The following is a 25,310-nucleotide window of genomic DNA, read 5'->3' as shown; positions in this document are numbered from 1 at the left end:
ACTACCTGAACAGAATTCAGCAGAAATAGCGACAGAACCGCGAAAGGCCGCAGGTGTCGCTGGCCTCGTGATCGAGTCGCCTCCGAGGAAGCGGGCTGTTCGACAGCAGATCAGAAATGAAAGTTCACACCTGCGCGTACGACATGAAAGTCTACGCGCGCTGAATTGGCATTGAACGACGCCGGCGTGTCTGTCGCAAGCACGACTGCGTTTGCGGCGAGGCGGACGCCGTCGCCGCCAAGATTGACATATTGGTATTCAAGCCTGGCGGTCCAGTTGCGCGAAAACATCCACTCGCCTCCGCCTCCGAGAGTCCAGCCGGTTCGAATTGATGATGAGGAGCCGGCAAAGCACGTCGAATTCGACGTACATTGGGCCGATACGCCGCCGAACGACGAGAAGAAGGGCGCAACGAACGGACCGTTGGAGGAGTAGTTGCCGTTGCCCGTAACCTTTCCATAGGCAAGACCACCGGTCGCGAACAGCAAGACGTCGGGGCGCGGCAACCACCCGATTCGGCCGCGCAAGGTGCCATACCACTCGACCTTTTGCTGTTCAGCGACGGTCTGGGTGAAGGTCGCGCCCGGCGCTTGCTGAAGGAAGGACGTGCTGCTCCCCGACCCCTTCAACCCTGAGCCATTGAAATCGGCTTCGATTCCCAGCAGCCAATTCCGTTGGATCTGCCATTATAGCCCGCATCGATCCCGCCGACGACGCCGCTCATGTTGAAGCTGTTGGGAGAAATCGCTTGGTTTCCTGGAGTAGGAAAGCTTCCGCCCAACAGCAAAGCTGCAGCCGGATCGTTAGCTGCGTAGTTGACACCACGGTTGGCCCAGGCGCCGCCGATTTGCCCGCCGACATAGAAACCGGTCCAGGTTGCAGGCGGGGCTGGCGGCGCCTTCACCGCCAAGTCGGCCGCCGCCACCGGATTGGAGACGAGCAAACTCAGCGCAGAGAATCCGACGGCAATCGTCTTGTTCGACAACGTGCACCTCACTGTTGCTGATCGGCACTACCACGAATTGCCATCACGGGCTGTCACCGGCGCGACACGATGCCCCAAAAATCGCTTTGACTTGCTGATGAGACAACACCAATGGCTGGGTGAGCGGCAAGACTGCAAGCCTAAGTGCCGGCCCTCGACTCGAGCCCCCCGCCTGCCGTCCAGCGATCCGGATCCGGGCTGTGCCCGATCAGCGCCAGACCATAGGCGATCGACTCGAACTGGTCGCCCGACATCAACCGTTCGTTGCCGAAGCGGTCGGCGAACAATTTTCGGACCGCGGGCACGAACGAGGTGCCGCCGGTCAGAAACACCTTCTCCACCTCGCGCGCGGTGATGCCGGCCTCGCCCAGCACCTTGTCGACGGTGGCCCCCAGCCGGGCGATATCGTCGGCAATCCAGGTCTCGAAGTTCTTCCGTGTGATGGTCGAGCCAATGTCGACCCCGCCGCCTTTGAAGCGGAAGTCCACCTGATCCTGCGCGGACAGCGCAACCTTGGCGTCGGACACCGCGCGGTACAGCGAAAAGCCGAGGTCGAGATCGACGATGGTGATGAAATCCTCGAGCAATTCCGGCTTCAGCGCGGTGCGCGCCAGCTCGCGGAGCTCGCGCAGATCGCCGTTGCTCTTCATCATCGCGAGCTGATGCCAGCGCGCGAGGTTGGTGTAGTGGCCGCTGGGGACCGGCAGCACCTTGTCGAACGAGCGGAAGCTCGAGCCTTTTCCCAGCCGCGGCGAGACGACGTGGTCGACGATGCGGTAGTCGAACGTGTCGCCGGCAATGCCGATGCCGGCGTGTCCAAGCGGTTCGGCGCGCAAGGCACCGCCTGTGCGCGAGAAGCGCATCACGGAGAAGTCGCTGGTGCCGCCGCCGAAATCCGCGACCAATACGGTGGCATCGCGCTCCAGGCGGCGGGCGAAGGAGAACGCGGCGCCCACGGGCTCGTAGACATAGCGCGCGTGGCCGGCGCCGAGGCGCTCGAACGCGGCCCGGTAGCGCTGCATCGCCAGCGCCTCGTCGGGATTGCCGCCGGCAAAGCGCACGGGGCGGCCGACAGTGATCGTCGACGTCTCGAAGCCGAACCTGTCGCCGCCATGGCGCGCCAGCGTCCGCAGGAACGCCGCCAAAATATCCTCGAACTTGAAGCGCTGCCGGAACACTTGCGTGGTGTTGAAGCTGCTGCTCGCCGCGAAGGTCTTGAACGACTGGAGGAAGCGGTAGACGTGGCGTCCTTCGAGAAACTGCTCGATCGCCCACGGGCCGCCTTCGGCCTGGGCGCCGGCTCCCGGCCGGTCCTCCCAGAAGCACAGGGCCGACACATAGACGCTGTGGCGCTGTCCGCCATGATCGAAGCGGATGGCCTCGACCCGGCGGTCGTCCGCCGCAAGCGCTACGACCGTGTTGCTGGTCCCAAAATCGATGCCGATCGAGACGGCGGGCGAGGCGCTCGACATGAACCACTCTGACAGATGATTGGAAGGGGGCAGACCACTAGCGGCTTTGACTTGCCGTGCCAAGACCCGGTCCAAGGCCCGGCCCGTGGCGTGCCCTGCCGGAATTCGTGCCCATGGGGCGCCAGCTGCGGCAGTGACAGGGCATTTCGGAGCCAATAGCCCGTTTCGGCTGCCCTTTCTGCAATTTTAAGCCCGGACCGGCCCCTTTAACGGATGATTATGTTGCAATGCGGGATGGTGCATGCTGCTATGCAATGGCATGCATGGACATTGGCATCTGGTATACATAAATTCCCTTTCGAAATGAGACAGCGCTACTGACCGTCTCAAGAAAGGATTTTCCGATGTCCAAGACCGCTTCCGTCGCTCTCGCCCCCTCCTCCACCCTGTTCGCGCGTTTCATGGCCGCGGTGGACCGCTTCCTGATGGCCAGCGCCGAGATCTCGAATCACAACGGCGACCTGCCGCGTTTCGGCCTCTAACCGGGCGCTTCCCGCGCCCGCGGGAACCGCACGCCGGTTTCACAGCCGTCAACATACGACTTTTGATGAATGGCCCCGCAGGACGGGGCCATTTCTACTTGTGCTGTCCCTGAGTCACTGCCACAGCCGGTGAAGGTCCTGCGGCATTTGCGCACGGTGACCGGACCAGCGCTTGAAGCTTGGCATAATGCATACAAGAATGCCGCTCCAGCGCTCGCAGAAAAATTAGAGGCGCCACGGGAGGCTTTATGACGGACATGGTGCAGGCAACGGCCCCTACAACCGCGCGCGTTAGCGACACGTATCGCTGGGCGCAATTGGCAGTCGGTGTAGCGGCGATGGTGATGATCGCCAATTATCAGTACGGCTGGACATTCTTCGTCCCCGACATCCAGAAGAAATTCGGCTGGGATCGCGCGTCGATCCAATGGGCCTTTACTCTCTTCGTCCTGTTCGAGACCTGGCTGGTGCCGGTCGAAGGCTGGTTCGTGGACAAATACGGTCCGCGCATCGTCGTGCTGGTCGGCGGCGTGCTCTGCGCCATGGGCTGGGCGATCAACGCACAGGCCACCACGCTCAACGGCTACTATCTCGGCATGATCATCGCGGGCATCGGCGCCGGCGGCGTCTATGGCACCTGCGTCGGCAACGCGCTGAAATGGTTTCCGGACAAGCGCGGTCTTGCCGCGGGCATCACCGCCGCGGGCTTCGGTGCAGGCTCCGCGCTGACCGTCGCGCCGATCCAGGCCATGATCAAGGACAGTGGCTTCCAGACCACTTTCCTCTATTTCGGCTTGGGACAAGGCATCATCATCTGCATCCTCGCCTTCTTCCTGCTCGCGCCGAAGGCCGGCCAGGTGCCGGTCGTCGTGGCGAACGCCGCGCTGGTGCAGACGCGTCGCAACTACCAGCCGACCGAGGTGCTGCGCCAGCCGATCTTCTGGCTGATGTACTTCATGTTCGTGATCGTCGGCGCCGGCGGCCTGATGGTGACGGCCAACCTGAAGCCGATCGCGGTCGACTGGAAGGTCGACAACGTGCCGGTCACGCTGATGGCGGTGACGATGACCGCGGTGACCTTCGCTGCCACGATCGACCGCGTGCTCAACGGCCTGACGCGCCCGTTCTTCGGCTGGATCTCCGACATGATCGGCCGCGAGAACACGATGTTCATCGCCTTCGGCATGGAAGGTCTTGGCATCTGGATGCTCTACCTCTGGGGCCACGATCCCATCTGGTTCGTGCTGCTCTCGGGCTTCGTGTTCTTCGCCTGGGGTGAGATCTACTCGCTGTTCCCCTCGACCTGCACCGACACGTTCGGCGCCAAGTTCGCGACCACCAATGCGGGCCTGCTCTACACCGCAAAGGGCACGGCCGCGCTGCTCGTCCCGGTCGCAAACCTGATGCAGCAGTCGTCGGGCACATGGGACAGCGTGTTCATCATCGCGGCCGGCGCCAACATCCTGGCTTCGCTGCTGGCGATCGCGGTGCTCAAGCCCTGGCGCAAGGTGGTGGTGGCGAAGTCGACCGTCTGACGCACTTCACCACATTTCATTCCGGCAGGACGCCCGGCCTCACGGCCGGGCGTTTTCGTTTTGCGCGAGGTTTCGCGATCCCGAATGGAACTGCCGATTTTGTGGCGGGCGGCCAAGATTGGGCTTGCGTTCTGGGATATGGTATACCAAGCTCGCGCCGCGCTTGCGACGATAAGCCACAATATTTGCGACATCAGGTCATCTTGCCAATTGGTGTCGACCAGGCAAGCGCGTTGGGAGGTTCTTGATGATTTCCAGCACGGACGGCGCTGTCACGGCCGCGCCTCTTCGCACCGGTTTCCGTTGGCTCCAGCTCGGCATGGGCATCGTCTGCATGGCGATGATCGCCAACCTGCAATACGGCTGGACGCTGTTCGTCGATCCGATCGATGCGGCCCACCATTGGGGACGCGCCGCGATCCAGCTCGCTTTCACCATCTTCGTCGTCACCGAGACCTGGCTGGTGCCCGTCGAGGCCTGGTTCGTCGACAAATACGGTCCGCGCATCGTCATCATGTTCGGCGGCGTGATGATCGCGCTGTCCTGGGTGCTCAACTCCTACGCCGACTCGCTCACCCTGCTCTACGCGGCCGCGATCGTCGGCGGCATGGGCGCGGGCGCCGTCTACGGCACCTGCGTCGGCAACGCGCTGAAATGGTTTCCCGACCGCCGCGGCCTTGCCGCCGGCGCGACGGCCGCCGGCTTCGGCGCGGGCGCCGCGCTCACCATCGTGCCGATCGCGACCATGATCGCAGCGAGCGGCTATCAGAGCGCGTTCTTCACCTTCGGCATCGGCCAGGGCCTGATCGTCTTCGTGCTCGCCTTCTTCATCCAGCCGCCGCGGCTCTCGATCCCGCCGAAGAAGAAGCAGCTCAATCTGCCGCAGACCAAGATCGACTTCACCCCGCCGCAAGTGCTGCGCACCCCTATTTTCTGGGTGATGTACCTCGTCTTCGTCATGGTCGCTTCCGGCGGCCTGATGACCGCGGCCCAGATCGGCCCGATCGCCCACGACTTCAAGATCGCCGACACGCCGGTGACGCTCGCCGGCTTCCAGATGGCGGCGCTGACCTTCGCGATCTCGCTCGACCGCATCTTCGACGGGTTCGGACGTCCCTTCTTCGGCTGGGTCTCCGACACGATCGGCCGCGAGCACACCATGTTCATCGCCTTCGGCACGGCGGCAGTGATGCTGCTCGCGCTGTCGGCCTACGGTCACGTGCCTGTCGTCTTCGTGCTCGCGACCGCGGTCTATTTCGGCGTGTTCGGCGAGATCTACTCGCTGTTCCCCGCGACCTGCGGCGACACCTTCGGCTCGAAGTTCGCAACCACCAACAACGGCATGCTCTACACCGCGAAGGGCACCGCCTCCCTGCTCGTTCCGCTCGCCAGCGTGATCTCGGCGGCGTATGGCTGGAAGGCCGTGTTCGTGGTGGCGGTGGCGCTGAACGCAACGGCCGCGCTGATGGCATTGTTCGTGATCAAGCCGCTGCGCCGCTCCTTCATCCTCGGCAAGGAAGCCGAGAGCACTGGCACCGCAACGGGCAACGCCAAGACCGAGACGGCGTAAGCCACAACACGCCATTGCACGGCTGAAGAAGGGGCGCAGCAATGCGCCCCTTTCTCTTTTGGCGCGGCGACAAACGTCAGTACTGCTGCCGCAAGAATTTTCGGATCACCCAAATCCAATGCTTGACGATTGGCATTATGTATACCACACTTCCCCTGTCATTCACCCAGGGAGGTTGCCATGCTGGTCGGAGACATTCTGCGCAAGAAGACGCCGCGCGTTGTCACGGTGCGAATGAACGAAACGGTGGGTATCGCCGCCAAGCTGATGCGCGCCAACAACATCAGCGCGCTGGTGGTCAAGGACGTGGTCCGCTCGGAAGGCAACACGGCGGTCGGCATGTTCACCGAACGCGACGTGGTGCGCGCCATCGCGGAGCACGGAGCGAGCGGCATCAACGTCAAGGTCTCCCAGCTCGTCTCGGTGCAGCAGCTCATCTCCTGCACCTCGACGGACACGATCGAGCACGTCCGGCATTTGATGAACCGCAATCACATCCGCCACCTGCCGGTCATCGACGATTACAGCCTCGTCTCCGTCATCAGCATGCGCGACATCGCCGCTGCCGTTGACGAAGCGATCAACGGCACGCCGCAAGCAGCAGCTTAAAGCGCCACGACCCTTCCCCTGCGACTACCGGCCCCGGCTCGGATCCTTCCGAGCCGGACCGGATCTTTCGTCCCGAAATTCCGGTCACCCGCGAGGATTTCATGAAGATCTGCATCTACGGCGCCGGCGCAATCGGCGGATATCTCGGGGTTCAGCTCGCGCGGGCTGGCGCCGACGTCAGCCTGGTCGCACGCGGCGCGCATCTCGCCGCGATGCGCGAGCGCGGCCTGACGCTGCTCGCGGGCGAGGAGAAGCACACCGTGCATCCCCGCTGCACCGACGATCCCGCCGAGCTCGGCGTGCAGGACTACATCATCATCACGCTGAAGGCACATTCGATCACCGGCGTGATCGAGAAGATGCAGCCGCTCCTGGGCCCGCACACCCGCATCGTCACCGCGGTCAACGGCATCCCCTATTGGTATTTCTACAAGCACGGCGGCAATTACGAGAATTCGACGCTGGAGAGCATCGACCCCGGCGGACGGCAGTGGCGCGAAATTGGCGCCGAGCGCGCCATCGGCTGCATCGTCTATCCCGCCACCGAGATCGAGGCGCCCGGCGTGATCCGCCACGTCTACGGCAACAATTTCCCGCTCGGCGAGCCCTCCGGCGAGATCACGGGCGACGTGCAGCGCCTCGCCGATCTGTTCGTCGCAGCCGGCCTGAAGGCGCCGGTGCTCGACCGCATCCGCGACGAGATATGGCTGAAGCTGTGGGGCAATGTCTGCTTCAACCCGATCAGCGCGCTCACCCATGCGACGCTCGACGTGATCTGCACCGATCCGGCCACGCGCGCGCTGTCGCGCGCGATCATGGTGGAGACGCAAGGCATCGCCGAGACGTTCGGCGTCAAATTCCGCGTCGACGTCGAGCGCCGCATCGAGGGCGCCCGCAAGGTCGGCGCGCACAAGACCTCGATGCTCCAGGACCTCGAGCGCGGCCGCCCGATGGAGATCGACCCGCTCGTCACCGTGGTGCAGGAGATGGGCCGCCTCACCGGGATCGCGACGCCCGCACTGGACTCGGTGCTGGCGATGGTGACCCAGCGCGCCCGCATCGCCGGGCTCTATGACGGCGTCTCCGCGCCCATCGATCCGCGCGCACTGGCGGTGGCGTGATGACCGGCGAGATCAGGAAATGGCTGCGCTTCCGGAATAACGGCGCGACCGGTTTCGGCACGCTGACCTCATCCGGCATCAGCGTGCACGAGGGCGAGATGTTCGGCCGCCATGCCGCCACCGGCAGGACGCTGGCGCTGTCGGAGGTCGAGCTGCTCGCCCCCTGCGCGCCCAGCAAGATCGTCGCGCTCTGGAACAACTTTCACGCGCTCGCCGCCAAGCTCAACCAGCCCGAGCCGCCGGAGCCGCTCTATCTGCTGAAGGCCACCACCAGCATCGCGGCACCCGGCGCGGTGATCCGCCGTCCCTCTTATTACGACGGCAAGACCACCTATGAGGGCGAGCTCGGCATCGTCATCGGCAGGACCTGCGCCCGCGTCTCGCCCGCGGAAGCAGGCCAATTCATCTTCGGCTACACCTGCGTCAACGACATCACCGCCAACGACATCCTGACCCGCGATCCCACCTTCCCGCAATGGGCCCGCGCCAAGGGCATCGACGATTACGGCCCGTTCGGCCCCGTCATCGCGACCGGCCTCGATCCGGCAAAGCTGGTGGTCCGCACCATCCTCAACGGCGCGGAGCGGCAGAACTATCCGATCTCGGACATGATCTTCACCGCGCAGGAGCTGGTGAGCAGGATCTCCCACGACATGACCCTGCTCCCCGGCGACCTCATCGCCGTCGGCACCTCCGTCGGCGTCGGCGTGATGAAGGAGCCGGTGAACACCGTGACCGTCGCGATCGACGGCATTGGCGAATTGACCAACGAGTTTCGGCTGTAGCTGCTTCCCCCTCTCGCCGTCATGGCCGGGCTTGTCCCGGCCATCCACGTTCTTCTCGCGCCGATGCAAGGACGTGGATGCCCGGGACAAGCCCGGGCATGACGAGTTTGCTGAACAACCGGATCTCGGGAAAATCCGGCAAGCCCCGTCGGCCTTCCACCGATCGGCTGACGCCGCCGTCCACAGATCGCGCTACCGGAAACCTCCGGCAACCCGCGCGCCCCTTGATCTCGGTTCCGCTCTCCAATAGCAACTATGGCGATAATGTGTGCCGGCGTGAGGAAGTCACGATGTGGCTGTTTTTCCTGGTTGCCTGGTTCGTCCTGCTGGCGGCCATCGCGCTTCTCGCCCAGCAGGCGTTTGGTTACGACCTCACCCACCTGCCCGCCCTGTTTGCGGGCCTTCCCATGCCTCAGCGCATCGCGACCGGCGCGCTCCCGGCCGTGGCGCTGGCGCTGATCGGCGCAACCGCCTGGCGGCTCTCGCGTCAGGACCGGCGTCTGGGCACGCTGCGCGACCGCCTGAAGAAGACCCGCGAGGACGTCGTCGCCGCCCACGCCCTGCAAAACCACCTCGACGCCACCGTCCAGCACCTGATCGAGAGCGACCCAAGGGAAGCCGTCTCCGCCCTCCACGACAAGCTGGGCGAGACCGAGCAGCGCGCGCGGCTCCAGCAGGGCCGCAACGAATCCACCGACATGCACGACCAGCTCGCCGAGATCCGCCGCCGCCAGCAAGGTCTGCGCGAGATGGTCGGCAAGGTCGCCGAGCAGCGCCGCGCGGTCGAGCCCGTCTTCACCGAGATCCGCGACCGCCAGAACCAGCTCGAACGGTCGCTCCACGACCTCGAGACCGACGACCGCAAGAACAACCTCGCCGACCGGCTCAAGGACATCGCGCGCGATGTCTCGACGCTGCTCTCGCGGGTGAACACGGTCCAGGACATTTTCGCGACCCTGAACCAGTACAAGGAAGATCTGGCGAAATCCCACGCCGAGCTGGTGCCGCTGCGGTCGACGGACGCCGGCATCAACGCGGTGATCAGCGAGCTCGGCCTCAGCCATGACCGCCTCGCCAAGAGCATCGACGAGCTCGAGACCGGCGGCGAAACGCCGCTCGGCACGCGGGTCGAGGCGCTGTCGAAGAACAAGATCGAGATCGAGCAGCGCCTGGCGCGCATCGACGACAGTTTCAACATCCTCAGGGCGATCCGTCTCGACTTCGAGGAGCTCGGCCAGCGCCAGGCCCAGCTCGAACGCTCGCTCGCGGATGTCGAGACCGACGCCGACGGCAAGACCCTCGCCGACCGCCAGAACACGCTGAACGATTTCGTCATCCAGTCGCGCCAGCGCCTCGGCGCCTTGCAGGAGACGCTGGCGACGCTGAACGCCTTCAAGACAGAGCTGTCGAAGTCGCAGGCCGACCTCGTCCCGCTGAAGGCCCCGGTGTTCGGCATCGAGGCGCTGATCGCCGAGGTCAGCACCACCCGCGACCTGCTCGCCAGGACCGTCGGCGAGATCGAAGCGAACGGCGGCGTGCCCCTCGTCTCGCGCGTCGAGACGCTGACCAAGAGCAAGCGCGAGGTCGAAGACCGCCTCGCCCGCATCTTCGACAATTTCAACGCCCTCGATGCCTTGCGCAAGGACATCGGCGGCATCTTCTCGACGATCAGGAACAGCCTGAACCGGATCGGGTGAATTTATTGGAATCGTAGCCCGGATGAGCGAAAGCGACATCCGGGATCACGCTCGCCGCAAACGATTCCCGCATATCGCTTTGCTCATGCGGGCTACTGCACACCGCCAATCCCGCGCAACGAAACATCCAGACACACATCACATCTGCGCGCACCCGACATATGCCGCCAACATGTCCCGCGCGCGCCGCAACTTGGACGCATTCGGCCGCCCTTCTGTGAGGCGTGTCTGGGGGCACGGCACTGCCGTGTTTGGACCAAACCTTCTAGGGGTATGACTGTGAAGAAGATTGTAATTGTTCTGGGTGCGACGCTTGCTCTGGTGACGGCTGCGAACGCTGCCGATTTGCCGCGCCGGCAGCCCGTGCCTGTCTATCCGGCGGAGCAGGCGCCGATCGGCAAGATGCCGATTGGCAAGAGCCCGATTGGCAAGGCCCCGATCGGCAAGGCGCCCGGCCCGGTCGCAGCGCGCTACTGACGCGTAGCGACAAACGCGCAGCATCTGCGTAAGCGGCCGACAGTCGAGGGGCACAGCGTGACGAACAAACCTGATCGATCGGGATCCTGCATCCTTGCGGGGTTCGCGCTTGCGGCGATGATCGCGTGCACGACGCCCTCGGCCTCGGCCCACGAAGCGAACAAGCGCATGGCCGATGCCAATGCGCTTGCGACGACCGACACCGCATCGCGACCGGCGCCGCAGTCGCGGCGGCCCGTCGCGCGTGCGGAGAAAGGCCCCTACTACGTCGACTTCCGCGCCCGGACGGCGGCGAGCTGGGGCCACGCCTTCGTCTGGTACGGCAAGACCAGCGAGCGCGCCGTCGAGGTCGCGGGCCTGACGCCCGCCGGCGACACCCTTGCTTACGTGCTCGGTCATCTCACCTTTGTGCCGTCGGAGACCGGCGCGAGCTACGGCGATCTCGATCCGGAATATCTGACCGCGAGCTATCGCGTCTATCTGAACGAAGCCGACGCCAAGCGCGTGTTCGCCTACATCAAGAAATTGCAGGCGAGCTCGCCGGTCTGGAACGCCGAGACCACCAACTGCACCGGCTTCATCGGCGACATCGCCGAGTTCATGGGCTTGAAGGTCCCCTATCGCTGGCAGCGCCCGGAGAACTTCGTCAACAGCCTGAAAGACATCAACGGCGGCCGCCAGATGGTGCGTCTGTCGGCGGAGTAGCCGGAGCCTCGTAGCTCTTCCCGTAGCCCGGATGGAGCGCAGCGCAATCCGGGATCGATGTCGCCGCATTGCACGACCTACCCGGATTACGCTGCGCTCCATCCGGGCTACGACATCTCACGAACACTCCGGCCTTGCCATCCCCTCGCTGTCATTGCCCGCGCAGGCGGGCAATCCAGTATTCCAGAGACAGCGAGGCGATACGGAGAAGCCGCGGCGTACTGGATACCCCGCCTGCCGCCTACGCTAAAGCTTCGGCGCCCCTGGACCTCAACCCCGACGAAGCCTTGGCGTAGCCGGGTCGCGGGGTATGACAGCGTTGGGTGGAGCGGCACCTCGCCCGTCGGGCAAAACACCCGCACAAATCTCCCGCCTCGCCTGTCAATCCTCGGCCGCAAATATATTCCACTTTACCGAAATTCGGATTTATCGTACACACCAGACACCCCGGCCCGAGACAAGGGGCGGATCGCGATCGTCACGAACCGCGGGCCGGGCAGCGATGGACGCGACGGCGTCGGGCGCGAGCAGCATTGCAGGGCGGGAAACCGTGAGCAAAGTGCACTCGCGCGAACGACACGGCGCCGACAGCGTCTTCGCATGGCTTCGGGCGCGAGCACACGCCAGCTCTCGAAGTCCCAGCGAGGACGTGCGCGGACGGCGAAGTCGTGTGGTCCTGACGCCCGGGGTCTGTGCGTCAAGTCTCGTGGTGATGTGCGCTGCCCGACCGGACCGCGCGCATCAGTCATCTGCGAGCCGACGGGGGCAATAGTGCATCGCTCCCCGGGGAGAGCACGAAGGACACCGTTAAAACCATTCGCGCAGGGAAGGCCGGGCGATCCGGCGAAACCTGTGGTCCACCCCGTGTGCATCTTTTGTAGCGCACGGACCTGCGGGTGCCAGCCGGCGCCCGGCCTTCCCTGCGCCCTTGTCCTGATAAGGGCGACGCGGACGAAGCAAAGCTCGGGCGGAAGATGCCGCGAGAGCGCGGAGGTATGTCTGCAATGGAAATGCGAGCTGGTGATCTCCGAAGGCTCCTCATTCTCCGTCATTGCGAGCGCAGCGAAGCAATCCAGACTGCCGCCACGGAGGGACTCTGGATTGCTTCGCTGCGCTCGCAATGACGGTGTTGAAGCAGCGGGGCAAACCGTCTCTCCAACGTCGTCCTGGCGAAAGCCAGGAGCCCATTACCCCGGGATTGGGTTTGGCGAAGAACGACGACCAGATTGCCCCAATGATGGGTCACGGAGTATGGGTCCTGGCTTTCGCCAGGACGACGGCGGTGGATGCGGCAAGCGCCACCCCAAAATTATCCGCGCCACGGAATCCCCCCGCCTCCCGCATGATCGCCCCGCCCGCACCGCACGCCGGCGCAATAGACTTTTGCCGACCTGGGCGGCATCCTGCCGCCATCAACCGATAACAGGGCCTGCCGCGCAGGCGGGGGACACGCATCATGTTGCAGACACGGTTCACCAAACTCGTCGGCGTCGAGCACCCGATCGTCCAGGGCGGCATGCAATGGGTCGGGCGCGCCGAGCTGGTCGCGGCCGTCGCGAACGCCGGCGCGCTCGGCTTCATCACGGCGCTGACCCAGCCGACGCCGGAGGATCTGACCAAGGAGATCGCGCGCTGCCGCGACCTCACCGACAAGCCGTTCGGCGTCAATCTCACCATCCTGCCCGCGATCAAGCCGCCGCCCTACGCCGAATACCGCGCCGCCATCATCGAGAGCGGCATCACGGTGGTCGAGACCGCCGGCAACAAGCCGCAGGAGCATGTCGACGAGTTCAGGAAGCACGGTGTCAAGGTCGTGCACAAATGCACCAGCGTCCGTCACGCGCTCTCGGCCGAGCGCATGGGCGTCGACGCGATCTCGATCGATGGGTTCGAATGCGCCGGCCACCCCGGCGAGGACGACACCCCCGGCCTGATCCTGATCCCGGCCGCCGCCAACAAGATCAAGATCCCGATGATCGCCTCGGGCGGCTTTGCCGACGCGCGCGGCCTCGTCGCGGCGCTGGCGCTGGGCGCCGAGGGCATCAACATGGGCACGCGCTTCATGGCCACCAGGGAAAGCCCGATCCACCAGTCCATCAAGGAGAAGATCGTCGCCAATGACGAGCGCGAGACCGAGCTGATCTTCCGCACCATGCGCAACACCTCGCGCGTCGCCAGGAACGCGGTCTCGACCAAGGTCGTCGCCATGGAGAAGGAAGGCGCCAAGTTCGAGGACATCCGCGAGCTCGTTGCGGGTGCCCGCGGCAAGTTGGTCTATGCCACCGGCAACTCCGACGAGGGCATCTGGTCGGCCGGCCAGGTCCAGGGCCTGATCCAGGACATCCCGAGCTGCGCCGAGCTCGTCTCCCGCATCGTGCGCGAAGCGGAAGCCATCATCAGAAGGCGGCTGGAGGGCATGATCGCGAGCCCCGCGGCGCAGGCGGCCGAATGATCGCGATGTGATTTGAACACGGCGCTCGCCACGCCGAAGGTATGCTCCCTCGCCCCGCTCTTGTCCGCCGAAGCCTTGGCGAAGGCGGATGCGGGGGCGCGACGAGCTTCGCTCGCGCTGAGAGGGTTGGGGTGAGGGGGAGTCTCCGCGAGGAAGGTGAGAGCTGGACTCGCGGAGACTCCCCCTCACCCACCGCGCGTCGGCCTCTCCCCGCAAGCGGGGAGAGGTGAAGAACTGCATCGCTCTTCACCTACAAACTCAATTGAGTCCCGAGGTAACGCATGAAGGCTTACGTCTACGGCCCTGAGGGCGCTCGAATTTCCGACGTCGCTCAACCAAAGCCTCAAGGCACACAGGTGCTGGTCCGCGTCCGTGCCTGCGGCTTGAACCGTGCCGACACTGGCATGCGCAAGGGCCACGCCCATGGTGCGGCCGGCGGGGTCGGCACCGTGCTCGGCATGGAATGGGCCGGCGAGGTCGCCGAGCTCGGACCGGATGCCAAGGGCGTGAAGGTCGGCGACCGCATCATGGGCTCGGGCGGGGCGGCATTCGCGGAATACACACTGGCCGATCACGGCCGGCTGTTCCGAGCGCCGTCGAACATGAATTTCGAGGAGGCCGCCACCCTGCCCGTCGCGCTCGCGACCATGCACAACGCGGTCGTCACCGTCGGCGGTGTGCAGGCGGGCCAGAGCGTGCTGATCCAGGGCGCCAGCTCCGGCGTCGGCCTGATGGCGATGCAGATCGCCAAGCTCAAGGGCGCAAGGCTCGTGATCGGCTCGTCGACCGACGCCTATCGGCGCGGCCGGCTGACGGAGTACGGCGCCGACCTCGCCGTCGACTCCTCCGATCCCAAATGGGTCGAGGAGGTCCTGAAGGCGACCAACGGCGAAGGCGTCGATCTCACCGTCGACCAGGTCTCCGGCAAGGTCGCCAACCAGAACCTCGCCGCCACCAGGATCAAGGGCCGCATCGTCAATGTCGGCCGGCTCGGCGGCACCCATGCCGACTTCAACTTCGACCTGCACGCCGCACGCCGCATCGACTATGTCGGCGTCACCTTCCGCACCCGCACCATCGAGGAGGTCCGCGAGATCTTCGAGGAGGTCCGCAAGGACATCTGGGGCGCGGTGGAATCGCGAAAGCTGCAACTGCCGATCGACAAGGTGTTTGCGTTCGCCGACATCGACAAGGCGTTCGAGCACATGGAGGCGAACAAGCATCTCGGCAAGATCGTCGTGACGGTGTGAGCGTGGCCGTCATTCCGGGGCGGCTCGAAGAGCCGAACTAAGGCGCGCAATTGCGCGCCTGAGAATCTCGAGATTCCGGGTTCGCCCTTCGCGCGCCCCGGAATGACATCGTGCCCGCTCTTGCAAGTCACTTGCGACTACAGCTGTGAACTGCCGCTTGATGTTCACCCATAGGCTGCTAAATCCCCCGCCATGACCTCCCATCACGACAAGACTTCGGTCGCGACCATCTCGATCTTCGCCAGCGGCGGCATGGCGGCGGCCAAGTTCGTGGTCGGCGTGGCCATCGGCTCGCTCGCGCTGATCTCGGAAGCCCTGCACTCCTCGGTCGACCTGATCGCGACCATCATCACCTGGGCGGTGGTGCGGGTGTCCGACAAGCCGGCCGACGACGAGCATCATTACGGCCACGGCAAGCTGGAGAGCATCTCCGCGCTCGGCGTCACCGCCCTGCTCTACGTGCTCGCCGGCGGCATCCTGGTCGAGTCCTACAGCCGGCTGCGCGAGGGAACCCCGCCGCCGACCATTTCGGCCGTGCCGTTCGTGGTGCTGGTGATCGACATCGTCGTCAACCTGTGGCGCGCCCGCGCCCTGCACCGCGCCGCACGGGAAACGCGCAGCCAGGCGCTCGCCGCCGACGCGCTGCATTTCGCCTCCGACGTCATGGGCTCCTTCGCCGTGATCGTGGGCCTGATCCTCGCCGCTCTCGGCTTCTGGTGGGGCGACGCGGCGGCCGCCGCTGCGGTCGCAGTGATGATCGCCGCGCTCGGCCTGCGCATGGCCGGCTCGACCGTGCAGACGCTGGTCGACCGGGCGCCGGAGGGCGCGCAGGAGAAGGCCACGGCTGCGATCCGCAGCGTGCCCGGCGTCATCGGCGTCGAGCGGCTGCGCGTGCGCATGGTCGGCGCGACCACCTTCATCGACACCATCGCAAAGGTGCCGCGGACCTATCCGATCGACCGCGTCGAGGAGATCAAGCGCAAGGTGCAAGCCGCCGTCGACAAGGCGTTCGACGATGCCGACCTCACCTTCACCCCGGTCCCCGTCGCCCGCGACAACGAGACCGTGCGCGACCGCATCATGGTGATCGCGCGCAATTCGAGCCTCGCCGTCCACCACGTCACGGTGCACGACCTCGGCGCCAAGCTGATCGTCAGCATCGACCTCGAGGTCGACGCCGGGATGCGGCTCGACGCCGCCCATGACGTCGCCAACACGCTGGAGCGGAACATCCAGGAGGAGTTCGGCGCCGACGTCGAGGTCGACGTCCATATCGAGCCCCTGGAACCGGAACTGCCGTTCGGCGTCGATGCCGCGCCGGAACGGGTGCGGACCATCGCCGCCGCGCTCACCGAATATGCCGCCGGCAGCGAGATCCACGACATCCACAATGTGCGCGTCCGCAACACCGATGCCGGCGAGATCGTCAACTTCCACTGCCGCGCCACGCCGTCGATGAGCGTGATCAAGGTGCACGAGCATGTCGACGCGATCGAGCGCGCGTTGCGCCGCGCGTTCCCGAGCGTGAAGCGCGTGATCAGCCACGCCGAGCCGCCGCGCGCGTGACGCAGAATGTGCGAGGAGTCACACGTTCTCGTTTCGGACTCACTGTGCACGTGAGTTTGCGGACTCTCGATGCGCAAACTGCGCGTTGGATAAGAATAAATTCGCGTTAACGATTCGTTGACTCTCGACAGCCCGGCAAAACTGGATTCAAATCGGTGTGATTCGGAAGCGATGTGGGGCTGCTTCCGAACTCAAGTTGCAAGCAGGTTTTCCAGGGGGCCGAAGGCATGTCGCGTGCAGACGCCGCGAACGCGTGCGTCCAATCCGATTCGATCAAAGGATTGGCGCAATCGATCGCGAAACCTGCCTATCACCGGCTGCTGATCGCGGAGCCGGCGCTGCGTCGCGCCGTGCCGACGCTCATCATCGCGTTCCTGATCACGATCTGCCTCGGCGCGTTCGTGCAGGTCGTCGATCAGACGCGCCAGAAGCGGCTGGTGATCCGCCATGACATCTCGGCACTCGCCGATTTGCTCGCCGAGCGCATCGACCGCCTCACCTCCTCGCGGCAGGAGCGGCTGAAGAACATCGAGAGCCTGCCGACGCTGCTGCCCGACCTGATCCCGTCCTGGGGCACGGCCACGGGCCGCCACGTCATCGTCACCTCGGCCGGCGTCGACCGCCGCATCCTCGCCCGCATTCCCGTCGACAGCGATCCCTCGGGCAACGACCGCCTGCTCGATTCCATCACCACGGCGCAGTTGCTCGCGGCGCCGCCGCGCGACGGCAACATCTCCGACATGACGCTGCCGAACGGCAATGCCGCGATGGCGACCTCGCGGCAGATCAAGTCGCTGCCCGGCTTCGTCACCGTGATCCAGGAGCGCAACGAGCCGATCTGGGGCTCGGACGCCGCGCTCTCGGTGACGCTGTCGGCCACCACCGGCTTCGTCGTCCTGATCCTCGGCTTCGCCTTCCACTGGCAGTCGACCCGCGCCCGCGAGGGCGATCTCATCAACGACGCGGTGCGCGGCCGCATCGACACCGCGCTCAACCGCGGCCGCTGCGGCCTTTGGGACTGGGACCTGTCGCGCGGCCGGATCTTCTGGTCGCAGTCGATGTTCTCGATGCTCGGCCTGGACGGCCGCAACGAGCTCCTCACCTTCGGCGAGGTCAACGCGCTGGTGAAGTCGGACGACATCGACCTGTTCGAGATCGCCGACCAGCTCATCTCCGAGAAGATCGACCACATCGACCAGACCTTCCGCATGCAGCACGTCGACGGCCACTGGATCTGGCTCCGCGTCCGCTGCGAAAAGACGAGCGGCGCGACCGACTCCAGCGTCCACCTGATCGGAATCGCGGTCGACATCACCGAGCAGAAGAGCCTCGCCGAGCGGACGGTGGAAGCCGATTTGCGCCTGCGCGACGCCATCGAGACCATCCCGGAGGCCTTCGTGCTGTGGGACGCGAGCGACCGACTCGTGCTCTGCAACTCGCACTTCCAGCGCCTGCACAAACTGCCCGACAGCGCCGTCATTCCCGGCACCTCCTACGAGACCGTGCTCGAGGTCGGCCGCATGCCTGAGGTGCGCACCCGCCACAACGAGACGGCGAGCCAGGGCCCGGGCGCGCGCACCTTCGAGGCGCAGCTCGACGACGGCAGCTGGCTGCACATCAGCGAGCGCCGCACCAAGGACGGCGGCTACGTCTCGGTCGGCACCGACATTACCCGCATCAAGGAGCACGAGCAGAAGCTCGTCGACAACGATCTGCGCCTGCGCGCCACCGTCATCGACCTGAAGCGCTCGCAGGCCGCGCTCGAACGCCAGACCAACGAGCTGGCGGATCTCGCGGAAAAGTACCAGCGCGAGAAGACCCGCGCCGAGGAAGCCAACCAGACCAAGTCGAAATTCCTCGCCAATATGAGCCACGAGCTGCGCACGCCGCTCAACGCCATCATCGGCTTCTCCGAGATCATGGGCTCGGGCCTGTTCGGCGAGCTCGGCAGCGAGAAGTACCAGGAATACTGCCAGGACATCCTGACCAGCGGCCACTACCTCCTCGAGGTCATCAACGACATCCTCGACATGTCCAAGATCGAGGCCGGCCGCATGAAGCTCGACATGGAAGAGCTCGACCTTGCGCGGACGCTCGCGGAATCCCTGCGCGTCGTCTCCGGCCGCGCGCAGGACAAGCACCTGACGCTCGATGCCGATATCGCGAAATCGATCTCCGTCGTCGCCGACCGCCGCGCCACCAAGCAGATCATCGTCAACCTGCTCTCGAACGCGGTGAAGTTCACGCCCGACGGCGGCCGCATCGTGGTGCGCAGCCGGCAGCTCGACGACCGGATCGTGCTGATGATCGCCGACACCGGCATCGGGATCGCGCCGCACTCCCTGGCGCGGCTCGGACGCCCGTTCGAGCAGGTCGAGAGCCAGCTCACGAAGACCTATCACGGCTCGGGGCTGGGCCTCGCCATCGCACGCTCGCTGGCGCAGCTCCACGGCGGCTCGATGCGGCTGCGCTCGAAGATCGATGTCGGCACCGTCGTCCGCGTGACGCTGCCGCGCGACGCAATCAAGGCGGCGTCCGGGATATCGGCCGCGGCTTGAAGCTACGATTGCAGCGTCGGCGCGACTTCACGCGCGACGTTGACCAGCGCCGCGATCAGCGGCGTCATCGGATCGCGCTGCGGGATCACCATGCCGATGCTGTAATTGACCTCGGGGTCGACGATCGGGATCGAACGCACGGTGTCGGACAGGCCAAGCGTCTCGGCGAGCTTGGCCGGCATCACGCTCGCCCAGCGTCCCGTCTTCACATGCGTGAACAGCACGAGCAGCGAGTTCGAGGTCAGCGTCGGCGTCGCCTCCGCACCGACCGAGCGCAGCGCGCGGTCGATGATGCGGCGGTTCTGCATGTCGGGCGTGAGCAGGCACAACGGCACCTGCCCGACCTCGGTCCAGGTCACCGTCTCGCGATCACCGAACATCGCATCCGGCGCGGTAAGGAGACGATAGCTCTCGTTGTAGAGCGGAATGGTGCGCACCTTCCCGATCGGCTCGTTCTCGATATAGGTCAGTCCCGCGTCCACCTCGAGATTTTCGAGCAGGCCCAGCACCTCCGATGACGTTGTGGACTGGATGCGGAAGCGCACCTCGGGATGCCTGGCGCGGAACGGCGTCGTCAGCGCGGCAACCATGCCGAGCACGGTCGGGATCGCCGCGATGCGGATCTCACCGGAGAGCTTGTCCTTCAGCGAGTTGATCTCCTGGCGCATCGCGCGGGCATCGCCCACGATCCGCCGCGCCCAATCCAGCGCCCGCTCGCCTTCGGGGGTAAAGCCCTGGAAGCGGGACCCGCGCTGGACCAGCATCACGCCGAGGATCTCCTCGAGCTGCTTGAGCCCGGTCGACATCGTCGGCTGGGTGACCCCGCAGGCTTCCGCCGCACGTCCGAAATGCCGTTCCTTCGCCAGCGCCAGCAGCAGTTCAAGCTTGTCGATCAACCGGACGTCCCCTCGGATTCTGTCGTGGCATGCAAGCTAGCACGGCAGGTCGTGGCCAACACGGAAAAACCGGCAGGCGAAATGCGATTAATTGCATTTCCGTATCGATCGATCGCATCCGCCAATCGATCCGAATTCGCAATCGCAGCATGAGACAGCTTTATTGATCTTCGAATGATTCCAAATAGTTTGCGATGCAGGAACGCTCAATTTGAGAACGAAGAATGACAGCGGTTTACGAGCCTTGTTACGAGCCTTGGGACGAGACGCGCGGCGCCGAGATCATCGCCGAACACGCCAAGCAGGAAGGCGCGACGCTGGTCACCCTGCACGCGCTCCAGGAGGCGTTCGGCTATGTGCCGGAGGCGGCCATTCCCATGGTGGCGCAGGCGCTCAATCTGTCGCGCGCCGAGGTGCATGGCGTGTTCACGTTCTATCATGATTTCAGGCACAAGCCGGCCGGCCGCCATGTGCTGAAGCTTTGCCGCGCCGAGGCCTGCCAGGCTGCGGGCGGCGATGCGCTGGCCGCGCGTGCCGAGGCCAGGCTCGGTGTGTCGCTCGGCAACACGACGGCCGATGATCGCGTCACGCTGGAGCCGATCTACTGCCTCGGCCTGTGCGCGACTGCGCCGTCGGCGATGCTCGACGGCCGCCTCGTCGGCCGGCTCGACGAGAAGCGCCTCGATGCGCTGGTTGCGGAGGCACAGCGATGAGCATGCGTCTCTTCGTCTCACGCGACGCGGGCGCGGTGGCCGTTGGCGCCGACGAGGTTGCATTGGCGCTGGAACAGGCCGCGGCCAAGCGCGGCGTCGCCGTCGAGATTATCAGGACCGGCTCGCGCGGCATGTACTGGCTGGAGCCGCTGGTCGAGGTCGCGACGCCGCAGGGCCGGATCGCGTTCGGCCCGGTCACCGAGACCGATGTGCCCTCCCTGCTCGACGCACTCGCCAGCAATACGCCGCATCTGCTGCGGCTCGGCGCGACCGACGAGATTCCCTGGCTGAAGCGCCAGACCCGCCTCACCTTCGCCCGCTGCGGCGTGATCGATCCGCGCTCGCTCGAGGACTACCGCGCCCATGGCGGCTACAAGGGCCTGGAGCGCGCGCTGTCGCTCGGCTCGGACGCAATCCTCACCGAGGTCACCGCATCGGGCCTGCGCGGCCGCGGCGGCGCGGGCTTTCCGACCGGCATCAAATGGAAGACGGTTGCCCAGGCCAAGGCCGACCGCAAGTTCATCGTCTGCAACGCCGACGAAGGCGACAGCGGTACCTTCGCCGACCGCATGATCATGGAAGGCGATCCCTTCCTGGTGATCGAGGGCATGACCACCGCCGGCATCACCGTCGGCGCAACCAAGGGCTACATTTACATCCGCAGCGAATATCCGCACGCGGTCGAGGCGATGAATGCCGCCATCAAGGCTGCGAAGCGCGGCGGCTATCTCGGCGACAAAATCGGCGGCTCGGCCTACAGCTTCGACCTTGAAGTCCGCGTCGGCGCCGGCGCCTATGTCTGCGGCGAGGAAACGTCGCTGCTGGAGAGTCTCGAAGGCCGCCGCGGCATCGTGCGCGCCAAGCCGCCGCTGCCGGCCCATCACGGCCTGTTCGGCAAGCCGACCGTGATCAACAACGTGCTGTCGTTCGCGGCGGTCCCCTTCATCCTCGCCGAAGGCGCCAAGGCCTATGCCGATTTCGGCATGGGCCGCTCGCGCGGCACGATGCCGATCCAGCTCGCGGGCAACATCCGCTATGGCGGCCTGTATGAGACCGCGTTCGGCGTGACGCTGGGCGAGCTTGTCGACGACATCGGCGGCGGCACGTTCACGGGCCGTCCGGTCCGTGCGGTGCAGGTCGGCGGCCCCCTTGGCGCCTACTTCCCCCGCGCGCTGTTCGACACGCCGTTCGACTACGAGGCCTTTGCCGCGCGTGACGGGCTGATCGGCCATGGCGGCATCGTCGTGTTCGACGACAGCGTCGACATGCGCAGGCAGGCGCGCTTTGCGATGGAATTTTGCGCCGTCGAATCCTGCGGCAAGTGCACGCCCTGCCGCATCGGCTCGACCCGCGGCGTCGAAACCATCGAGAAGATCATCAACGGCGAGCGGGTCAGCGAAAACCTCGCGCTCGTCGAAGACCTCTGCAACACCATGAAATTCGGCTCGCTCTGCGCGCTCGGCGGCTTCACGCCCTACCCTGTGCTCAGCGCATTGAAGCACTTCCGGGAGGATTTCGTCCCGGCGCCGACCACGCTTCAGGCCGCGGAATAGGAGAACGACAATGTCTCTGATCGAAGAAATCGACTTCGGCACGCCGCGCGCCAAATCGGAAACGATGGTGACGCTGACCATCGACGGCAAAGAGATATCGGTGCCCGAGGGCACCTCGATCATGCGCGCGGCGATGGAGGCCGGCCACCAGATCCCGAAACTCTGCGCGACCGACATGGTCGATGCATTCGGCTCCTGCCGCCTCTGCCTCGTCGAGATCGAGGGCCGCGCCGGCACGCCGGCCTCCTGCACCACGCCGGTGATGCCGGGCCTCGTCGTGCACACCCAGACCGACCGGCTGAAGAAGCTGCGCAAGGGCGTGATGGAGCTCTACATCTCCGACCATCCGCTCGATTGCCTCACCTGCGGCGCCAACGGCGATTGCGAGTTGCAGGACATGGCCGGCGCCGTCGGCTTGCGCGACGTGCGCTACGGCTATGAGGGTGAGAACCACGTCTTCGCCAAGACGGATGGCTGCACCAACGACAACTGGATGCCGAAGGACGAGTCCAACCCCTACTTCACCTACGATCCCTCCAAGTGCATCGTCTGCTCGCGCTGCGTCCGCGCCTGCGAGGAGGTGCAAGGCACCTTTGCGCTGACCATCTCCGGCCGCGGCTTCGACAGCCGCGTCTCGCCCGGCATGAGTGAAAGCTTCCTCGGCTCCGAATGCGTCTCCTGCGGCGCGTGCGTGCAGGCCTGCCCGACCGCGACGCTGACGGAAAAGTCGGTGATCGAAATCGGCCAGCCCGAGCATTCGGTCGTCACCACCTGCGCCTATTGCGGCGTCGGCTGCGCCTTCAAGGCGGAGATGCGCGGCGAGGAAGTCGTGCGCATGGTGCCCTACAAGGACGGCAAGGCCAATCGCGGCCATTCCTGCGTCAAGGGCCGTTTCGCCTGGGGCTACACCAACCACAAGGAACGCATCCTCAAGCCGATGATCCGCGAACGGATCGAGGATCCCTGGCGCGAAGTGTCCTGGGATGAGGCGTTCTCCTTCGCCGCCGCCAGGATGCGCGGCATCCAGAAGAAGTACGGCCGCGACGCCATCGGCGGCATCACCTCGTCCCGCTGCACCAACGAAGAGACCTATCTGGTGCAGAAGCTGATCCGGGCCGGCTTCGGCAACAACAATGTCGATACCTGCGCCCGCGTCTGCCATTCGCCGACCGGCTATGGCCTGTCGCAGACCTTCGGCACCTCGGCCGGCACCCAGGACTTCGACTCCGTGGAGAACACCGACGTCGCCGTCGTCATCGGCGCCAATCCGGCCTCCGCACACCCCGTCTTCGCCTCGCGCCTGAAGAAGCGGCTGCGCCAGGGCGCCAAGCTGATCGTGATCGATCCGCGCCGCACCGAGATGGTGGAAGCGCCGCATGTGAAGGCGCTGCATCTGCCGCTGATGCCCGGCACCAACGTCGCGGTCGTGACCGCGCTGGCGCATGTCATCGTCACCGAGGGCCTCGTCAACGAAGCCTTCGTGCGCGAGCGCTGCGACTGGACCGAGTTCGAGGAATGGGCCGCCTTCGTCGCCCAACCGAACAACAGCCCGGAAGCAACGGCGATCCTCACCGGCGTGGACCCCAAGGCGCTACGCGAAGCGGCCCGCATCTACGCTACCGGCGGAAACGGCGCGATCTATTACGGTCTCGGCGTCACCGAGCACAGCCAGGGTTCGACCACGGTGATTGCGATCGCCAACCTTGCGATGGCGACCGGCAATATCGGCCGTCCCGGCGTCGGCGTGAACCCGCTGCGCGGCCAGAACAACGTGCAGGGCTCCTGCGACATGGGTTCGTTCCCGCATGAGCTGCCCGGCTACCGCCACATCTCGGGCGATGCCGTGCGCGACCAGTTCGAGGCGCTCTGGAACGTCAAGCTCAACCCCGAGCCGGGCCTGCGCATCCCCAACATGTTCGATGCCGCGATCGAGGGCACGTTCATGGGCATCTATGTGCAGGGCGAGGACATCCTCCAGTCCGATCCCAATACCTCACATGTGGTGGCGGCGCTGTCGGCGATGGAATGCGTGATCGTCCACGACCTCTTCCTGAACGAGACCGCGAACTACGCCCATGTCTTCCTGCCCGGCTCGAGCTTCCTCGAGAAGGACGGCACCTTCACCAACGCCGAACGCCGCATCCAGCGCGTGCGCAAGGTGATGACGCCGAAGAACGGCATGGCCGACTGGGAGGTCACCATCGGCCTTGCCAAGGCGATGGGCTTCGAGATGAACTACAGCCACCCCTCCGAGATCATGGACGAGATCGCGGCGCTGACGCCGACTTTCACCGGCGTCTCCTACGCCAAGCTCGACAAGCTCGGCTCGGTGCAGTGGCCGTGCAACGAGAAGGCGCCCGAGGGCACGCCGGTGATGCATATCGACGGCTTCGTCCGCGGCAAGGGCAAGTTCATCGTCACAGAATATGTCGCGACCGACGAGCGTACCGGCCCGCGCTTCCCGCTGCTGCTCACCACGGGGCGCATCCTCAGCCAGTACAATGTCGGCGCGCAGACCCGGCGCACCGAGAACGTGGTCTGGCATGCCGAGGACCGGCTGGAGATCCACCCGCACGACGCCGAGCAGCGCGGCGTGCGCGACGGCGACTGGGTGCGGCTAAAGAGCCGCGCCGGCGAGACCACGCTGCGCGCGGAGATCACCGATCGCGTCGCGCCGGGCGTCGTCTACACCACCTTCCACCATCCGGACACGCAGGCCAACGTCATCACCACCGACTATTCGGACTGGGCCACCAACTGTCCCGAATACAAGGTCACGGCGGTACAGATTTCGCCGTCGAACGGCCCGTCCGACTGGCAGAAGTCCTACGACGCGCAGGCGCGGCACTCCCGCCGCATCGTGCCGGCCGAAGCCGCGGAGTAA

Annotated in this window: 20 protein-coding genes; 16 read left to right on the top strand and 4 right to left on the bottom strand. The window is 65.4% G+C overall.

Annotated features, from left to right (window positions below; all coding sequences use genetic code 11):
* Positions 1-110: 110 nt before the first annotated feature.
* The 3 genes from XI09_RS26160 to XI09_RS26150 form a co-directional block, all read right to left on the bottom strand.
* Positions 111-629: an outer membrane protein gene (locus XI09_RS26160; RefSeq protein WP_271569405.1), complete on the bottom strand. Its 519-nt coding sequence runs from the start codon at positions 627-629 to the stop codon at positions 111-113.
* Positions 626-985: a hypothetical protein gene (locus tag XI09_RS26155; RefSeq protein ID WP_271569404.1), complete on the bottom strand. Its 360-nt coding sequence runs from the start codon at positions 983-985 to the stop codon at positions 626-628. Before XI09_RS26155 ends, XI09_RS26160 begins: the two co-directional genes overlap by 4 nt.
* Positions 986-1,125: 140 nt before the next feature.
* Positions 1,126-2,457, bottom strand: coding sequence for an Hsp70 family protein (locus XI09_RS26150; protein WP_271569403.1), 1,332 nt, complete (start codon positions 2,455-2,457; stop codon positions 1,126-1,128).
* A 344-nt stretch (positions 2,458-2,801) separates the two neighbouring features.
* Here XI09_RS26150 and XI09_RS26145 point away from each other — a divergent pair, with 344 nt between their 5' ends.
* From XI09_RS26145 to XI09_RS26085, 13 genes are all read left to right on the top strand, one after another.
* Positions 2,802-2,939 carry a hypothetical protein gene (locus tag XI09_RS26145; protein WP_165448147.1) on the top strand — a complete coding sequence of 46 codons (138 nt, stop codon included), beginning with the start codon at positions 2,802-2,804 and terminating at the stop codon, positions 2,937-2,939.
* A gap of 248 nt (positions 2,940-3,187) precedes the next feature.
* On the top strand, positions 3,188-4,474 hold the full coding sequence (gene oxlT, locus XI09_RS26140; RefSeq protein WP_271569402.1) for an oxalate/formate MFS antiporter: 1,287 nt from the start codon (positions 3,188-3,190) through the stop codon (positions 4,472-4,474).
* Between the two features lie 247 nt (positions 4,475-4,721).
* Complete coding sequence (oxlT, locus tag XI09_RS26135) at positions 4,722-6,044, top strand: oxalate/formate MFS antiporter (protein ID WP_271569401.1); 1,323 nt, start codon at positions 4,722-4,724, stop codon at positions 6,042-6,044.
* A gap of 180 nt (positions 6,045-6,224) precedes the next feature.
* The gene (locus tag XI09_RS26130) at positions 6,225-6,653 is read left to right on the top strand and encodes a CBS domain-containing protein (protein WP_271569400.1); all 429 of its coding nucleotides are present in this window, start codon (positions 6,225-6,227) and stop codon (positions 6,651-6,653) included.
* A 101-nt stretch (positions 6,654-6,754) separates the two neighbouring features.
* Positions 6,755-7,774 (top strand): 2-dehydropantoate 2-reductase, encoded by a 1,020-nt coding sequence (locus tag XI09_RS26125; RefSeq protein ID WP_271569399.1) that lies wholly within the window; start codon positions 6,755-6,757, stop codon positions 7,772-7,774.
* Positions 7,774-8,559 carry a fumarylacetoacetate hydrolase family protein gene (locus XI09_RS26120; protein WP_271569398.1) on the top strand — a complete coding sequence of 262 codons (786 nt, stop codon included), beginning with the start codon at positions 7,774-7,776 and terminating at the stop codon, positions 8,557-8,559. The genes XI09_RS26125 and XI09_RS26120 overlap by 1 nt, the downstream gene beginning before the upstream one ends.
* Positions 8,560-8,849: 290 nt before the next feature.
* Entirely contained in the window at positions 8,850-10,256 is a 1,407-nt protein-coding gene (locus XI09_RS26115) for a hypothetical protein (RefSeq protein WP_271569397.1), read from the top strand.
* A gap of 273 nt (positions 10,257-10,529) precedes the next feature.
* Positions 10,530-10,733: a hypothetical protein gene (locus tag XI09_RS26110; RefSeq protein WP_092188913.1), complete on the top strand. Its 204-nt coding sequence runs from the start codon at positions 10,530-10,532 to the stop codon at positions 10,731-10,733.
* Between the two features lie 57 nt (positions 10,734-10,790).
* Positions 10,791-11,438, top strand: a complete 648-nt coding sequence (locus XI09_RS26105) for a hypothetical protein (RefSeq protein ID WP_271569396.1) — start codon at positions 10,791-10,793, stop codon at positions 11,436-11,438.
* Positions 11,439-12,894: 1,456 nt separating this feature from the next.
* Positions 12,895-13,890, top strand: coding sequence for an NAD(P)H-dependent flavin oxidoreductase (locus tag XI09_RS26100; RefSeq protein WP_271569395.1), 996 nt, complete (start codon positions 12,895-12,897; stop codon positions 13,888-13,890).
* Positions 13,891-14,171: 281 nt separating this feature from the next.
* Complete coding sequence (locus XI09_RS26095; RefSeq protein ID WP_271569394.1) at positions 14,172-15,140, top strand: zinc-binding dehydrogenase; 969 nt, start codon at positions 14,172-14,174, stop codon at positions 15,138-15,140.
* A 192-nt stretch (positions 15,141-15,332) separates the two neighbouring features.
* Positions 15,333-16,706 (top strand): cation-efflux pump, encoded by a 1,374-nt coding sequence (locus tag XI09_RS26090; protein WP_271569393.1) that lies wholly within the window; start codon positions 15,333-15,335, stop codon positions 16,704-16,706.
* Positions 16,707-16,933: 227 nt separating this feature from the next.
* Positions 16,934-19,264 carry a PAS domain-containing sensor histidine kinase gene (locus tag XI09_RS26085; protein WP_271569392.1) on the top strand — a complete coding sequence of 777 codons (2,331 nt, stop codon included), beginning with the start codon at positions 16,934-16,936 and terminating at the stop codon, positions 19,262-19,264.
* A gap of 2 nt (positions 19,265-19,266) precedes the next feature.
* Here the strand turns inward: XI09_RS26085 and XI09_RS26080 are convergent, their stop codons facing one another.
* A complete protein-coding gene (locus tag XI09_RS26080) occupies positions 19,267-20,160 on the bottom strand; it encodes a LysR family transcriptional regulator (protein WP_271569391.1) in 894 nt (297 codons plus the stop codon).
* Positions 20,161-20,384: 224 nt separating this feature from the next.
* Between XI09_RS26080 and XI09_RS26075 the strand changes: the two genes are divergently transcribed.
* The 3 genes from XI09_RS26075 to fdhF are packed head-to-tail and all read left to right on the top strand — an operon-like array spanning position 20,385 to position 25,310.
* Positions 20,385-20,873 (top strand): formate dehydrogenase subunit gamma, encoded by a 489-nt coding sequence (locus XI09_RS26075; RefSeq protein ID WP_271569390.1) that lies wholly within the window; start codon positions 20,385-20,387, stop codon positions 20,871-20,873.
* A complete protein-coding gene (locus tag XI09_RS26070) occupies positions 20,870-22,426 on the top strand; it encodes a formate dehydrogenase beta subunit (RefSeq protein WP_271569389.1) in 1,557 nt (518 codons plus the stop codon). The genes XI09_RS26075 and XI09_RS26070 overlap by 4 nt, the downstream gene beginning before the upstream one ends.
* 10 nt (positions 22,427-22,436) lie before the next feature.
* On the top strand, positions 22,437-25,310 hold the full coding sequence (fdhF, locus tag XI09_RS26065) for a formate dehydrogenase subunit alpha (RefSeq protein ID WP_271569388.1): 2,874 nt from the start codon (positions 22,437-22,439) through the stop codon (positions 25,308-25,310).

This window comes from Bradyrhizobium sp. CCBAU 11386 (assembly GCF_028128955.1).
Classification (GTDB): Bacteria; Pseudomonadota; Alphaproteobacteria; order Rhizobiales; family Xanthobacteraceae; genus Bradyrhizobium.
Note: the sequence above shows the minus strand (reverse complement) of the source record. Positions and strands in the feature narration are given on the sequence as shown.